This window comes from Polynucleobacter necessarius (assembly GCF_900096755.1).
In the GTDB taxonomy this organism is placed as follows: domain Bacteria; phylum Pseudomonadota; class Gammaproteobacteria; order Burkholderiales; family Burkholderiaceae; genus Polynucleobacter; species Polynucleobacter necessarius_K.
On the sequence record NZ_LT615227.1, the window covers coordinates 1693483 to 1705691 of the forward strand.

General features: G+C 46.7%; 18 protein-coding genes, 1 tRNA gene and 2 pseudogenes. 12 read left to right on the forward strand and 9 right to left on the reverse strand.

Annotation, left to right across the window (positions count from 1 at the left end; genetic code table 11):
* From murI to DXE27_RS08805, 4 genes and pseudogenes are all read left to right on the forward strand, one after another.
* A complete protein-coding gene (murI, locus tag DXE27_RS08790) occupies positions 1 to 816 on the forward strand; it encodes a glutamate racemase (protein WP_128113658.1) in 816 nt (271 codons plus the stop codon).
* Positions 816 to 1499 (forward strand): energy transducer TonB, encoded by a 684-nt coding sequence (locus tag DXE27_RS08795; RefSeq protein WP_128113659.1) that lies wholly within the window; start codon positions 816 to 818, stop codon positions 1497 to 1499. Before murI ends, DXE27_RS08795 begins: the two co-directional genes overlap by 1 nt.
* 5 nt (positions 1500 to 1504) lie before the next feature.
* Positions 1505 to 2199 (forward strand): annotated as a pseudogene (locus DXE27_RS08800) (MotA/TolQ/ExbB proton channel family protein).
* A gap of 2 nt (positions 2200 to 2201) precedes the next feature.
* A pseudogene (locus tag DXE27_RS08805) lies at positions 2202 to 2615 on the forward strand (ExbD/TolR family protein).
* Positions 2616 to 2641: 26 nt separating this feature from the next.
* On the opposite strand, the gene DXE27_RS08810 reads toward DXE27_RS08805, so the two are convergent.
* Entirely contained in the window at positions 2642 to 3076 is a 435-nt protein-coding gene (locus tag DXE27_RS08810; RefSeq protein ID WP_231969761.1) for a hypothetical protein, read from the reverse strand.
* A gap of 104 nt (positions 3077 to 3180) precedes the next feature.
* Positions 3181 to 3269, reverse strand: a tRNA-Leu gene (locus tag DXE27_RS08815).
* Between the two features lie 133 nt (positions 3270 to 3402).
* Between DXE27_RS08815 and DXE27_RS10170 the strand changes: the two genes are divergently transcribed.
* From DXE27_RS10170 to purU, 6 genes are all read left to right on the forward strand, one after another.
* A complete protein-coding gene (locus DXE27_RS10170) occupies positions 3403 to 4062 on the forward strand; it encodes a penicillin acylase family protein (RefSeq protein ID WP_269459821.1) in 660 nt (219 codons plus the stop codon).
* Positions 4059 to 4622, forward strand: coding sequence for a penicillin acylase family protein (locus DXE27_RS10175; protein WP_269459822.1), 564 nt, complete (start codon positions 4059 to 4061; stop codon positions 4620 to 4622). Before DXE27_RS10170 ends, DXE27_RS10175 begins: the two co-directional genes overlap by 4 nt.
* Positions 4597 to 5682: a penicillin acylase family protein gene (locus DXE27_RS10180; protein ID WP_269459823.1), complete on the forward strand. Its 1086-nt coding sequence runs from the start codon at positions 4597 to 4599 to the stop codon at positions 5680 to 5682. The genes DXE27_RS10175 and DXE27_RS10180 overlap by 26 nt, the downstream gene beginning before the upstream one ends.
* A gap of 83 nt (positions 5683 to 5765) precedes the next feature.
* A complete protein-coding gene (locus DXE27_RS08825) occupies positions 5766 to 6170 on the forward strand; it encodes a surface-adhesin E family protein (RefSeq protein ID WP_128113661.1) in 405 nt (134 codons plus the stop codon).
* The gene (locus DXE27_RS08830) at positions 6145 to 6540 is read left to right on the forward strand and encodes a hypothetical protein (protein WP_128113662.1); all 396 of its coding nucleotides are present in this window, start codon (positions 6145 to 6147) and stop codon (positions 6538 to 6540) included. Before DXE27_RS08825 ends, DXE27_RS08830 begins: the two co-directional genes overlap by 26 nt.
* Positions 6541 to 6598: 58 nt before the next feature.
* Complete coding sequence (gene purU / locus DXE27_RS08835; protein WP_128113663.1) at positions 6599 to 7456, forward strand: formyltetrahydrofolate deformylase; 858 nt, start codon at positions 6599 to 6601, stop codon at positions 7454 to 7456.
* Positions 7457 to 7461: 5 nt separating this feature from the next.
* Here purU and DXE27_RS09905 read toward each other — a convergent pair whose 3' ends face one another.
* The 7 genes from DXE27_RS09905 to DXE27_RS08865 all read right to left on the reverse strand — a co-directional run bounded on the left by DXE27_RS09905 (position 7462) and on the right by DXE27_RS08865 (position 10407).
* Positions 7462 to 8643 carry a SoxY-related AACIE arm protein gene (locus DXE27_RS09905; RefSeq protein ID WP_231969762.1) on the reverse strand — a complete coding sequence of 394 codons (1182 nt, stop codon included), beginning with the start codon at positions 8641 to 8643 and terminating at the stop codon, positions 7462 to 7464.
* Positions 8640 to 8768 carry a cytochrome c family protein gene (locus tag DXE27_RS10185; RefSeq protein ID WP_269459824.1) on the reverse strand — a complete coding sequence of 43 codons (129 nt, stop codon included), beginning with the start codon at positions 8766 to 8768 and terminating at the stop codon, positions 8640 to 8642. Before DXE27_RS10185 ends, DXE27_RS09905 begins: the two co-directional genes overlap by 4 nt.
* 13 nt (positions 8769 to 8781) lie before the next feature.
* Positions 8782 to 9108, reverse strand: coding sequence for a cytochrome c family protein (locus tag DXE27_RS08845; RefSeq protein ID WP_231969763.1), 327 nt, complete (start codon positions 9106 to 9108; stop codon positions 8782 to 8784).
* A gap of 53 nt (positions 9109 to 9161) precedes the next feature.
* A complete protein-coding gene (locus DXE27_RS09395) occupies positions 9162 to 9383 on the reverse strand; it encodes a hypothetical protein (protein WP_197712409.1) in 222 nt (73 codons plus the stop codon).
* Positions 9384 to 9493: 110 nt separating this feature from the next.
* Positions 9494 to 9751 (reverse strand): hypothetical protein, encoded by a 258-nt coding sequence (locus DXE27_RS08855; protein ID WP_128113760.1) that lies wholly within the window; start codon positions 9749 to 9751, stop codon positions 9494 to 9496.
* A 9-nt stretch (positions 9752 to 9760) separates the two neighbouring features.
* Positions 9761 to 10027 (reverse strand): DUF1488 family protein, encoded by a 267-nt coding sequence (locus DXE27_RS08860; protein WP_128113664.1) that lies wholly within the window; start codon positions 10025 to 10027, stop codon positions 9761 to 9763.
* Positions 10024 to 10407: a translational machinery protein gene (locus tag DXE27_RS08865; protein ID WP_128113665.1), complete on the reverse strand. Its 384-nt coding sequence runs from the start codon at positions 10405 to 10407 to the stop codon at positions 10024 to 10026. The genes DXE27_RS08860 and DXE27_RS08865 overlap by 4 nt, the downstream gene beginning before the upstream one ends.
* A gap of 171 nt (positions 10408 to 10578) precedes the next feature.
* Between DXE27_RS08865 and DXE27_RS09910 the strand changes: the two genes are divergently transcribed.
* The gene (locus tag DXE27_RS09910) at positions 10579 to 11082 is read left to right on the forward strand and encodes a hypothetical protein (protein ID WP_231969764.1); all 504 of its coding nucleotides are present in this window, start codon (positions 10579 to 10581) and stop codon (positions 11080 to 11082) included.
* Between the two features lie 10 nt (positions 11083 to 11092).
* Positions 11093 to 12209: glutamate synthase-related protein (locus tag DXE27_RS09915; protein WP_145980550.1), on the forward strand; the 1117-nt coding region annotated here is incomplete at its 3' end.

Sequence of the window (12209 nt, forward strand, 5' to 3'; positions counted from 1 at the left end):
TTGGCTCTCATAGGAGTATTTGACTCTGGCGTAGGAGGCTTATCCATTTTGGATGAGTCTTTACGCCAGCTTCCGCAGCATGATTACATCTATCTAGCGGATTCTGCCAACGCACCCTATGGCGAGAGATCGAGTGATTGGATTGCGCAGCGCAGTCTTGCTTTATGCCAATACTTAGCGAGTCAGGGTTGTGAAGCCATCGTAGTCGCCTGCAATACGGCGACTACTGAAGCGATCAAACAGATTCGTGCTGATCTTTCTATTCCAGTCATCGGCGTAGAGCCGGGCATTAAACCTGCTTCCATGAAAACTCAAAATGGCATTGTGGGTGTCTTAGCCACTGAAGCTACTTTAAAGAGCGACAAGTTCAATGCGCTGTTGGCAACGCTGCCCGGCAATTGCCAGTTCATCAAGCAATCGGGTGCCGGCCTTGTTCCCTTGATTGAAGCAGGCAAGGCCGACAGTGAAGAAACATTAGAGTTATTGGCAAAACATTTAGAGCCGATTCAAGATGCGGGTTCAGATACTTTGGTGCTAGGCTGCACCCACTACCCCTTCTTGCGAAAATCCATTCGCAAATTATTGGGCGACTCCATTAGACTGATTGATACCAGTGATGCGGTAGTAAGGCAACTCAAAAGACAGCTGGAATCAATCAATCAGTCGGTTGATGCAAACGACAAGGGCTCGGTTACATTTGTCAGCAGCAAAGACGGCGCCGCACTTTTAAATATGGCACAAGATCTTTTAACTACCGATTTAAATCTGCATACACTAGATACAAGAGCATTGGGCGCTGTATTAGGTGACGTGTAATGAGCGCTTTTTTAGACAAGATCTCTTCTCACCTGCCGTTTAATAAAACGGAACGCATCATCATTGGTATTGTTATCTTGCTGCATGCTTTACCCGCGCTAGATCTTTTGCATTGGAGCGCTCCGCCACCCAAACTAGACGATACGCGCGTCATGGCCAATTTAGTGAGCCCGGATACCGCAGGTCAAAAAGCGGCTGCTCCAGCTCCTGTTCCTCCCCCAAAGCCGAAGCAAGAGCCTAAGAAAAAGCCACCCGAGAAGACTACTGAAAAGCCTTCGCCTACCCAAGCTCAATCAAACCCAACCCCACAAAGTCAGCAGCAAAAAAGTGAGTCTCAGACTCAAAATGCATCTGTAGCGCCAGCAACCAGCGGCGGGGCTAGTGGCACACCCATTCAGACGGACATTGGTAAACTGGTTGTCGTATATCAGCCCGATGCGGATGCTTACTACCCTTCGTTCTCCAAGAAATCTGGCGAGCAAGGAACCGCTATTGTGCGTTTGATTATTTCTGAGACAGGTGAAGTAGAAGATGTTGCCTTATTGCAATCAAGCACCCTCCCCAGACTCGATCGCGCAGCCTCTGATATTGGCAAGCGTTACCGCTTTAAACCTTTTTTGGTGAATGGCTCACCTCAACGAATTTCCACCAATCTCTTAATTAAATTTAATCTTAAGAATTAATCATTATGAATACACCATTTGGCATTGCAAATCTTTGGCTCGAAGGAGATGCAATTACTCGCTTTGTAGCATTGGTACTTTTAACAAGTTCGATCGTAACTTGGGTGATTTTGCTAACCCGCCTATGGGATCTGCGTAATCTACGAAAACTCAAGCCTGAACTCGAAAAGTTTTGGCACGCCACTTCTTTTGAGCAGGGCATTCAATCCTTCTCTAATCATGCCAACAATCCTTTCTATCAAATTGCGAGATCAGCGACCAAGGCTTCAGCGCACCACCAAAGCCAATCAAGCAATCACCGCGAGCTGTTGCAAACCTTAAATTACTCTGAGTGGATGGCCAGAAGCGTTAAGAACAGTATTGATGGCATTGCAGCAGGACTTCAAAAAGGCCTCACCTTTCTCTGGGATCCACCGGTGCGATCGCTCCTTTCATTGGCCTATTTGGTACCGTGTGGGGTATCTACCATGCCTTAATTTCCATTAGCAGCTCAGGCAGCGCTCAGATTGATCAAGTTGCCGGCCCAATTGGCGAGGCACTCATCATGACAGCCCTTGGTTTGGCAGTGGCAATTCCAGCGGTTTTGGGTTTTAACGCGCTAAACCGTGCAAACAAATTATTTGTCGCCGATCTCAATCGCTTTGGTAATGATTTGTTAGCGTATTTTGTGACTGGCGCACGCGTTAACTCCGGGGAATAAGAATGTCTTTTCACATTCAAGACGACCAAGGCGATGATGGCATCATGGCCGAGATCAACATGACTCCTATGGTGGACATCATGTTGGTGCTATTGATTATCTTCATCATCACCCTGCCCGTGATTCAACAAGCAGTCAAAGTGGAATTGCCTAAGGCTAATAACGTACGCAATGAAGTTAAGCCAGAGTCCGTGCAACTATCGATTGATGCGAACGGTCAAATCTTTTAGAATAGCACCGCGATTGATCTCAAAACGTTTGATGGCTATGCTGAGAAAGCTGCACAAAAGGATCCGCAGCCTGAGATTAACTTGCGTGCAGATAAATCTGTTAAATACGAATATGTTGCTCAAGTGCTCGCAGCCTCACGCAGAGCGGGCCTAACTAAACTGGGATTTGTAACTGAGTCTAATTAGACTGATTTGGTGTTTTATTTAGTCTTTTATTTAGTTCTATAGGGCACCTTGGAAGGGAAACAAGTCTCTTCGCTGGTGTGAGTACCGTTGCCGATGGTCGCACCCAGAATACCGCCCTGTATTTTCTCGACCTTCTTGAATTTACCGCTGGCGGGATCAAGCGTAATGTTGGTCACTACAGTTCCAGCCGGATATGAAACGCCCATAATTTCTTCTGGTTCAAACTTAGCTTCTATCAATATAAAAATGTTGGGGCGCGCAAGCGTGACACTTTTAACAGTTTGCGTTCCAAAAGCATCCGCCTGATCCAAGTCGCGATCATCTAAAAATACCTTTGCTTTTTGAGTGCCAGAAGCAAGTGTAATTTTCATCTCGTAATCTTCGGTATAGCCTTTTTCTGAACGCTTGCAGTTGAATTCAAGAACATCTACGGCCCATGCGGAAACGGATGACAGAACCAAGCATGAACAAATGAAATGGCGAATGAAATTCGTAAGATAGAGAATAAGGTAAACCAGGGTGTGGACGCACTAAACAAATAAATACGTCTTACCCGATATATCGATGGTGCCCGAGGCCGGAATCGAACCGGCACGACTTTTTTGAGTCGGCAGATTTTAAATCTGCTGTGTCTACCGATTTCACCACTCGGGCTCGCACTAGCAGAAAACTGCAGCGCTAAATAAATCAAGACAAGCGAAATTTTAGCATGCAAGGCCAAATGGGCACGGGAAACCCCCATCTTGCGGCCCGAGGCATATCTTGCCAAAACTACTAAAATATTCAGATGAAATCGACTGGCAATCCGGCTGGACTCCGCAAATTCTTGCGCCCCCTTATTTGGGTGCTGGGAATGGGCATAGCCGCCCTCCTAACAGTTGCCATCGTCTATCTTTCTGCCGCAAAATCCAACCCTTCAGGAAAGCGCATCATTAAGGGGGTTGGTGATTCAGTTGTCATTACCTTTGATGAATCCGATATTCCCCACATTAAAGCCAATAGCCAAGCAGATGCGCTATTTGCTCTTGGATACCTTCATGCCTCAGAGCGTTCCTGGCAATTAGAAATGAATCGCCGTATTGCAAGCGGCCGACTCTCTGAAATCCTAGGTCAAGAAACTGTCAGTATTGATCGCTTCATTCGCACATTGGGAATTAAGCGTGCCGCCGAGCATCAATTTGATCGCTACCCTGTTTCAGCCAAACGTCTTTTGCAGGCATACGCTGATGGCGTGAATGCAGGCAATGCCCAATTAGGCTGGGCACTTCCCATTGAATACTTTTTAACTGGCTCAAAACCAGGTCACTGGTCTCCCACCGATAGCGTGGCCTGGATGCTAATGATGGCTTACGACTTGGGCGGCAATTGGAATAAAGAATTGCAACGCCTTGAGCTCTCACAATTTCTGACTATACAGATGGCGTGGGCTCCAATAACTGGGCCTTGAGCGGCAAACTGACTGCCAGCGGTAAGCCCATATTGGCCAATGACCCCCATTTGGGCTTGTCTGCGCCTGCAATTTGGTACTTTGCCCATTTGGATGCCCCAGGCATCAACGTGATTGGCGGAACTCTTCCTGGGGTTCCGGCGGTTGTTTTAGGCAGAACGGATAAATTTGCGTGGAGCTTTACCAATACCAATCCAGATGTACAAGATTTATACATCGAGCAAATTGATTCTAAAAATCCAGGGATGTATCGCGGACCTGATGGGCTACTGCCATTTAAAGTTCGCCAAGAAATTATTGATGTCAAAGGCTCCCCTTCGATCACTTTCTTAATTAAAGATACGCGTCATGGGCCAGTGATTTCAGATTCCTATGCAAGAGCGAAGAAAGCAATTGATACCGATCGCTATGCTCTAGCACTTCGCTGGACTGCGCTCGATGTTGAGAACCAATCAGTTGTGGGTCTCTTAGAAATGAATCGCGCAAAAGATTTAGATTCGCTTAAATTAGCCCTGCGAAAAAAACTATGCGCCTATGCAAAACGTGGTGATGGCGGATAGCGATGGCAATATTGCCTACCAAGCTGCTGGTGTGGCCCCTAAACGTTTGCTGCACCACGGACTCTATGGAGTAGCGCCAGGATGGGAAAAGCAAAATGATTGGAATGGCTACGTTCCATTTGATCATTTACCCGCAAGCAACAATCCCGAGCAAGGGTGGATCGCCACAGCTAATCAAAGAATTATCTCTAGCAACGACCCTAACCCACTGACTGGGGACCGGGATCTTTCAGCCCGCTATGACCGAATTTCCGATTTAATTAAATCCAGAAACAGTCATGACCTGGAATATATGAAAACTATGCAGGGTGATACGCTCTCGCTAACCTCGCTCCCCCTGCTGCCACTCTTTAAATCGAGCCAACCAAGTCATCCACTGGCAGCGCAAGCACTTGAGATTGTCCAAAACTTTGATGGGGATATGAAGGTCAACAGTCCTGGTGCACTCCTGTTTAATGCATGGGCAGATCATCTCACTCGGAATCTATTCTCAAGATTGAGTTATTTGTTTACTGAGAATTATGGCAACCGAAATTACCGTGGCGCACTAATTGCGCAACTCCAAAATCCGAATAGCCCTTGGTGTGATGATCCAAAAACACCCGCGGTAGAAACTTGTCTTGAGTCTTCCAATAAAGCGTTTGATGTAGCTTTGGAATATCTCGCCAAAGAATATGGCAACGACCCTAAGAAGTGGTCCTGGGGTCAAGCACATACAGCCACTTCAGAACATCGACCGTTCAGCAAGGTTCCCTTGCTTGGCAAACTATTTAACATCACGACGCCTTTTCCTGGTGATAGCAATACCGTGAACGTTGGCCGATTAGAACTACTGCGCTCTAGCAATCCTTATGAAACGATACAGGCCCCAAGCATGCGCGCGGTTTATGACTTTGCTGATCTTGAAAAATCGATCTTTATTTACCAAACAGGCCAATCTGGCTGGGTGCAGAGCACGCTGTATCGCAATATGAATTCGCTTTGGGCAACAAACCAATATCTCCCGCTACAAATGAAGCCCGAGAATACCAAGCGTCAACTCGAGTTAAACAACCGATAAAAGCCCCACCAACGCCTTTTTCAGGCGCTAAAATAAGGTGTTCGATTCAAATCGTCGCCATTTAAGGATTCTGCAATGAAAAAATGAAGCTTTCACTTCTCTCTATCGCATCACTTTTACTCACCTTTACCAATCTAGCTCACGCTGAATGGAAAGAGCTGGGATCAAATGAAGTCATGGTTGTCTATGTAGATCTAGAGACCATCAGCACTTATGGTGAATTGACCCAAATTGTTTCAATGTTGGATTTGAAAAAACCCGGCGTTAATCCCACTAACAAAAGGACTGTCGGCTCCATCATTGGATTAAATGAATACAACTGCCCCGAGGTTAGCTACCGCCCAATCGCTTTTAAAGAATTCTCTGGTAGCAAAAGTAAAGGTGCAGTGGTATCTGATGTGAGAACACCGGATAGCAAATTTGAACCAGTCGTTAGTGAATCATGGGCGGCCGGAGTATTTAATGTTCTCTGCAAGATTAAAAAATAAATATTCATTAAGCCCGGTGAAGTACTGGGCTTATGTATTGGCTTTTTTAAGCCTCATGAATTTGCAAGCTTGTGTTGCGCCAATTGCAGCAATCGGCGCAAGCGGCAGTGCCGTAGCAAGCTCTGCTGGAGCTACGGTTGCAACTGCAGCAGCGGCCAACCCAATGACAGCGACCAGTCTTGCCTCTACTGCTACCACGGGTAAGTCCCCTTTAGAACAACATGCCGCCTCAGCAGCCACTAAGAAAGAATGCAGCTTTTTTAACGTCGTCGATTCAAAGCCCATCTGTATTGACGTTGTACTTCCCCCAGTAACCGACAAAAGCACGCCACTGCTTGGCCCAAACGACCTGCCGACAGAGACCCGCTAGGCAATAGACTAGAACAGTCTAAAATCAGGGTTTACTCGCATTTTTGATGAATTAAGTCATGACAACTGAAAATTATTACCTCACGCTCACCTGCCCTAATAAGCCAGGCATTGTTGCCGCAGTATCAACCTACATCTTCGAGGCAGGCGGCGACATTGAAGAGGCTCAGCAATTTGATGACAAAGCATCAAAGCGTTTCATTATGCGTGTGAGTTTTAGCTGCCCTTCCGATGCTAATAATGCACTAAAGGCTGGATTTTTAGAAATCGCTAAGCGTTTCGAGTTGACTTGGGAATTACGCGCCGTTAAAGATCTCAAGCGCGTACTCATCATGGCATCCAAACTAGATCATTGCTTAGTAGATTTACTCTACCGCTGGCGCATCGGTGAATTGCCGATGATCATTTGCGGCATTGTTTCCAATCACCCGCGCGACGTATATGCCAGCATCGATTTTGCCGACATTCCCTTTTATCATCTGCCAGTAACTGCTGAGACAAAGCCTGCTCAAGAAGCAAGACTCTTAGAAATTATTGCTGACTCTAAAGTAGACATGGTGATTTTGGCTCGCTATATGCAAATCTTGTCTGATGAACTCTCTACCAAGCTTTCTGGTCGCTGCATCAACGTTCACCATTCCTTCCTGCCAAGCTTTAAGGGTGCAAAGCCTTACCACCAGGCCCATGCGCGCGGCATTAAGTTGATTGGCGCAACCGCACACTTTGTCACCAGCGATTTAGATGAAGGTCCGATCATTGAGCAAGACGTGACCCGCGTTACTCATGGCGATACTCCAGAAGATCTCGTGCGCAAAGGTAGAGACCTTGAGCGCACAGTACTCTCCAGAGCATTGCGCTACTACCTACATGATCGCGTGTTGATTAACGGCGCCACCTCAGTAGTCTTTTCAGACTAATACTCCTAAGGCCTTACTCCTGGAGATTCCATGAGGAGGCCTTTAGCACGCCACATCAGGAACAGTTCTAGCTGAGCCATTTCTGATGAACCATAGTCAAACTGCTGCGCTCTGACGCCACTCATGCAGTTGCGCAGTCTGCGCTGAACTGATCCGAGAGTCTGCCACTCCAATCGATAGATGGGGTAGGCATTTGGATGACCCTGAGGAATAACACTTCCTCCAAGCTTAAGACCTGCCCTGTCTTCGTGACACTGAGCGCACGATAAGGTTGAGCTGCCCCATTCTTTTATTGAACCACATTGTTCGCCTTGATTCATTTGCGCAGCATTGGCAGTATTCTTTTGCACTGTAATCTGCATGCCTTTGGACTGCATCGCAATCAGCGCCGTGAGCAATAGCAACTCTTTGCTTTCATAAGCAAGTTGAGGTGCTTTTTGGGTATTCATTCGGCAAGCGTTAATTTGCCCCTCGAGCGTCTGCAATTTCCCTTTAATCATTTTCGGAAACTGAGCCGCAACACCACGCATAGATTGCTTGACGTCACCGTGACAGCTGGCGCATGCAGTATTTTTAGGGCCCAGCTTTTCTTGCCATAGCGCTTGGCCGTCGGTTACCCAAAACATCGCTGGATTAAGGCTGGCATCGTCTTGCATTGCCTTGTTCTCAGAAGACATCAGCTCATAGCTAGATTGTTTTTGCTTAGTTTGAGCCTCAGCAGACAGGGTCACCAAGGTTTCCGCTGAGCCACTCCAAAAACTTCCATCACTCATTTGGGCAATAGCCCAAACGGTCTGACTATCCGCCAGACGTACGCGTGTGGTGATGTTTGCTGTACCAGAACGAGGTGTTAGATAAGCGGTGAAGATATTGGGCAACGGATTTCCTTCCGCAATGACATGAATTGCTTTGACATAGTCATTGGCCGTCATTGGGCTATCGACACTCACCTTCAATACCACCAAGTTACCATTTTCCACCAAGGGTGGAATGACTAACTTCACTCGCCCATCTTTGATTGGGGCATTTCCAGTAATTTTTTGGGTAGCATCGGATGCATCTTCTTTTTTAGCGAATGCAAATTGAGGGGTAAACCACGCGCCCGCAGTCAATAGGGATAACTTTCCTAGGCCCGCTAGGAAAATGCGCCGACTGTTGCTTATGAAATGATTGGTGTGCTTATTCATTTTGGATTATTCATACTTGCTAAAAAGGCAACAACATCTTCGATCTCTTGGCCACTCAAAATAGTTTCACCCTTAAATTTGGCGGCTACTCGATACAAATGATCATCCCGGTAATAACTTGGCATGATCGTATTGGGATTAAAACGGCTGGCGTCCATAATGCGTGCAACGCAGCTCGGGAACCGTATATCGCCCTGCACTCACACTTAACTCAGGAGCAAGATTGCCCTGAAAGCGCTCCTCCGGAAATGGCCCGCTATGACAGAGAAGGCAAAGACCAGTTTGGCGATTAGCAACAATGGCTCGCCCACGAATAGGATCACCTGGGGTGCTGGTAAGAGGCTTCAAAACTGCGCCCCCTCCATTCACTCCCGCTACTTGTACTCCACTGACGGGTTGTGCGCCCACTGAACTGAGATTGAGGATGCCCAGCAAGAATATTGCCGGGACATACCTCTTTCTCATAAGTATAGTTTCAAAGCGCTTGTGCCGTTAAACCAACTTAATGCCACTGTTCTTCAGAGAAACGGTGCGCAAACGCTTGCCAGTAGCACGATAGATCGCATTGAGCACTGCAGGCGCTGCAACCCCGCAATCGTTGGTTCACCAACACCACCCCAGTCTTTACCACCACCTTGATGGGGAAATTGATGGATAAAGAACTCCAAGAGACTGGGGTACTGCTTATCTGCTGGCAGATAAACGCGTGATGAGGATACCCCCTCGGAATTAACTTTCATGTGTATAGCTTAGGATTTCAATAAGGTAATTTTAAGTGATTTGAGTGAATCCAATAAAAATGGGTGGCTAGGCCACCCATTTGCTTTCCTCTTTCTTAACTAGGAAATGCTTATTTACTTCTCTTGGCCAACTTAGCTTCCAACTCCACTGCAAGATCGAGAGCACCCATATAACCCGATTTCAGATGATTTGGAAGATCAGGATCCCCAACCATGGCACCTAGAGTCTCTACTAGGCTAAAGACAATTCCTTTGGCAGCACCAATCGCAATAGTCTCGCTAGCAACCGCCTTATCAATATGATTTACGGCATCTAAGAAATAATCGTGGCCAGGCAATCCGTCTGGACCCAATGCTTCTTTAGTCATAGTCATCCTTTATTCAAGACGCAAGTCGCTACTACTAATCTGCAGCTGACCATTGTGAGTTAAACCTTTAATAAACTTCTTCTCTGCAGCCGATAAGAGCATCAGCTGATGTTTAGAGAAATGCTCTAAAGCATCTCCAAAAACAGAATCGGGGTCAACATCCTCTAGCGCCTCATAACTGAAGTGGCATTGGACGTCTTTGCCATCTAGTTTGGCGATATAAATAACACCGCCATCAGCAGCCAGACTTGCTGGCCCTACGAACTCAATTTTCATAACATCTGATCCACTTTATAAAAGAACTTACGTGCGTAAGCCAAAATTTCTTTATCCGTTGGATGATCGACTGTTTCAACGCCAACAATCTTCTCTGCAACTTTAGGATCATGATGGTGTGCATGCTTAATTAACTCAAGCTTGGCAGATCCTGGGCCAATAACCAAAATCTCTTTAGAGAGGTTAACCGCCTGAATAACTGAATGCAGGTATTTAGAATCCAATTCTAATTTGCCGCTACCAACCGCCCCACCCTTGTGGTGCAAATGCGCATGGCTAGACTTGGTTTTGATGACTTCTGCTTCGCTAGCGTCAGCACTTAAAAACATGACATGGGCTTCTTTATGGTCGATCCAAATAACTGCGTGATTTAAAGACATTGTTTTCTTATTATTTATAACGATGAATCTTTCACCATACTCCTTATTGGGCCCTGAAGCACGTTTAGAGTTGATTTAAGTCAAATTCCTACGTAGTCATAGGGGAATGCCTTGTAAATAGTCAAAATTAGATAAATCCTTATACTCAGATCATGTTAATGAGAGTTCGCCATGGTTAATCCACTGAATAAACTGATCCCCCTCAGATACCTTCCTTTTCTACTTTGTATTTTTGGGGCTTTATTTAGCTTTGCCACTTTAGAGCTCAATGAGAGCCCATGGGGTAGTCGCGCTTGGCGTTACTTTTTTCTCTTTGGCGCATTAACTCTAGTGGGTATATATGACCTACTGCAAATCAGAATGTCGATCTTGCGTAACTACCCTGTCATTGGGCACTTACGCTTCATGCTCGAATACATCCGCCCTGAAATTCGTCAATACTTTATTGAAGGCGATAACGATGAGGCGCCATTTTCTCGTGAGCAAAGAACCTTGGTGTACTCACGAGCAAAGGCAGTCTCCGATTCCATTCCTTTTGGTACGACCTTAGATGTCATGGCGCCAGGATATCAATGGATTAATCAATCACTCATGCCAACGAAGTTACCAAGCCATGACTTTCGAGTAACGATTGGCGACCTTAGATGTCATGGCGCCAGGATATCAATGGATTAATCAATCACTCATGCCAACGAAGTTACCAAGCCATGACTTTCGAGTAACGATTGGTGGCAAAGACTGCAAGCATCCCTACTCTGCCAGCATTTTTAACATCTCTGCCATGAGCTTTGGTTCATTGAGTGCCAATGCCGTGATGGCATTAAATCTGGGCGCCTACAAAGGGGGTTTTGCTCACGACACCGGCGAAGGATCGATCTCGATCTACCACCGCGTGCATGGCGGTGATTTGATTTGGGAGATTGGCTCTGGCTATTTTGGCTGCCGCAATCCCGATAGCACATTCAATGCCGATAAATATACTGAGAACGCCATTGATCCTCAGGTGAAGATGATTGAAATCAAGCTCAGCCAAGGTGCTAAGCCTGGCCATGGCGGAATTCTGCCGGGCTCCAAGGTCACCCCAGAAATCGCTGAGGCTCGTGGTGTCAAAGTGGGCGAAAGTTGTATTTCTCCGAACTCACACAGCGCATTCTCATCCCCTTTAGAGCTGATGCATTTTATTCAGAAGCTACGCGATCTATCTGGCGGCAAGCCTGTGGGCTTCCACGACACCGGCGAAGGATCGATCTCGATCTACCACCGCGTGCATGGCGGTGATTTGATTTGGGAGATTGGCTCTGGCTATTTTGGCTGCCGCAATCCCGATAGCACATTCAATGCCGATAAATATACTGAGAACGCCATTGATCCTCAGGTGAAGATGATTGAAATCAAGCTCAGCCAAGGTGCTAAGCCTGGCCATGGCGGAATTCTGCCGGGCTCCAAGGTCACCCCAGAAATCGCTGAGGCTCGTGGTGTCAAAGTGGGCGAAAGTTGTATTTCTCCGAACTCACACAGCGCATTCTCATCCCCTTTAGAGCTGATGCATTTTATTCAGAAGCTACGCGATCTATCTGGCGGCAAGCCTGTGGGCTTCAAACTTTGTATTGGCCACCCCTGGGAATGGTTTGGCATTGTTAAGGCGATGCTAGAGACCAATATCACACCAGACTTTATTGTGGTCGATGGCTCCGAAGGTGGTACCGGTGCCTCCCCAGTTGAATTTACCAACCACGTAGGTACGCCACTCCAAGAAGGCCTGCGCTTAGTGCACAACACCCTTGTTGGCACAAACTTACGAG

Coding starts and splice junctions, on each gene's coding strand:
- DXE27_RS10185 (WP_269459824.1), bottom strand. CDS start 8,768: ATGCCAAGTTATTACCGGGATGATCATTTGTATCGAGTAGCCGCCAAA.
- DXE27_RS08860 (WP_128113664.1), bottom strand. CDS start 10,027: ATGAAAATTGAGTTCGTAGGGCCAGCAAGTCTGGCTGCTGATGGCGGT.
- DXE27_RS08855 (WP_128113760.1), bottom strand. CDS start 9,751: ATGACTAAAGAAGCATTGGGTCCAGACGGATTGCCTGGCCACGATTAT.
- DXE27_RS08825 (WP_128113661.1), top strand. CDS start 5,766: ATGAAGCTTTCACTTCTCTCTATCGCATCACTTTTACTCACCTTTACC.
- DXE27_RS10170 (WP_269459821.1), top strand. CDS start 3,403: ATGAAATCGACTGGCAATCCGGCTGGACTCCGCAAATTCTTGCGCCCC.
- DXE27_RS08865 (WP_128113665.1), bottom strand. CDS start 10,407: ATGTCTTTAAATCACGCAGTTATTTGGATCGACCATAAAGAAGCCCAT.
- DXE27_RS08795 (WP_128113659.1), top strand. CDS start 816: ATGAGCGCTTTTTTAGACAAGATCTCTTCTCACCTGCCGTTTAATAAA.
- DXE27_RS10180 (WP_269459823.1), top strand. CDS start 4,597: ATGCAAAACGTGGTGATGGCGGATAGCGATGGCAATATTGCCTACCAA.
- DXE27_RS08830 (WP_128113662.1), top strand. CDS start 6,145: ATGTTCTCTGCAAGATTAAAAAATAAATATTCATTAAGCCCGGTGAAG.
- DXE27_RS08845 (WP_231969763.1), bottom strand. CDS start 9,108: ATGAGAAAGAGGTATGTCCCGGCAATATTCTTGCTGGGCATCCTCAAT.
- DXE27_RS09395 (WP_197712409.1), bottom strand. CDS start 9,383: ATGAAAGTTAATTCCGAGGGGGTATCCTCATCACGCGTTTATCTGCCA.
- DXE27_RS09905 (WP_231969762.1), bottom strand. CDS start 8,643: ATGAATAAGCACACCAATCATTTCATAAGCAACAGTCGGCGCATTTTC.
- purU (WP_128113663.1), top strand. CDS start 6,599: ATGACAACTGAAAATTATTACCTCACGCTCACCTGCCCTAATAAGCCA.
- DXE27_RS09910 (WP_231969764.1), top strand. CDS start 10,579: ATGGTTAATCCACTGAATAAACTGATCCCCCTCAGATACCTTCCTTTT.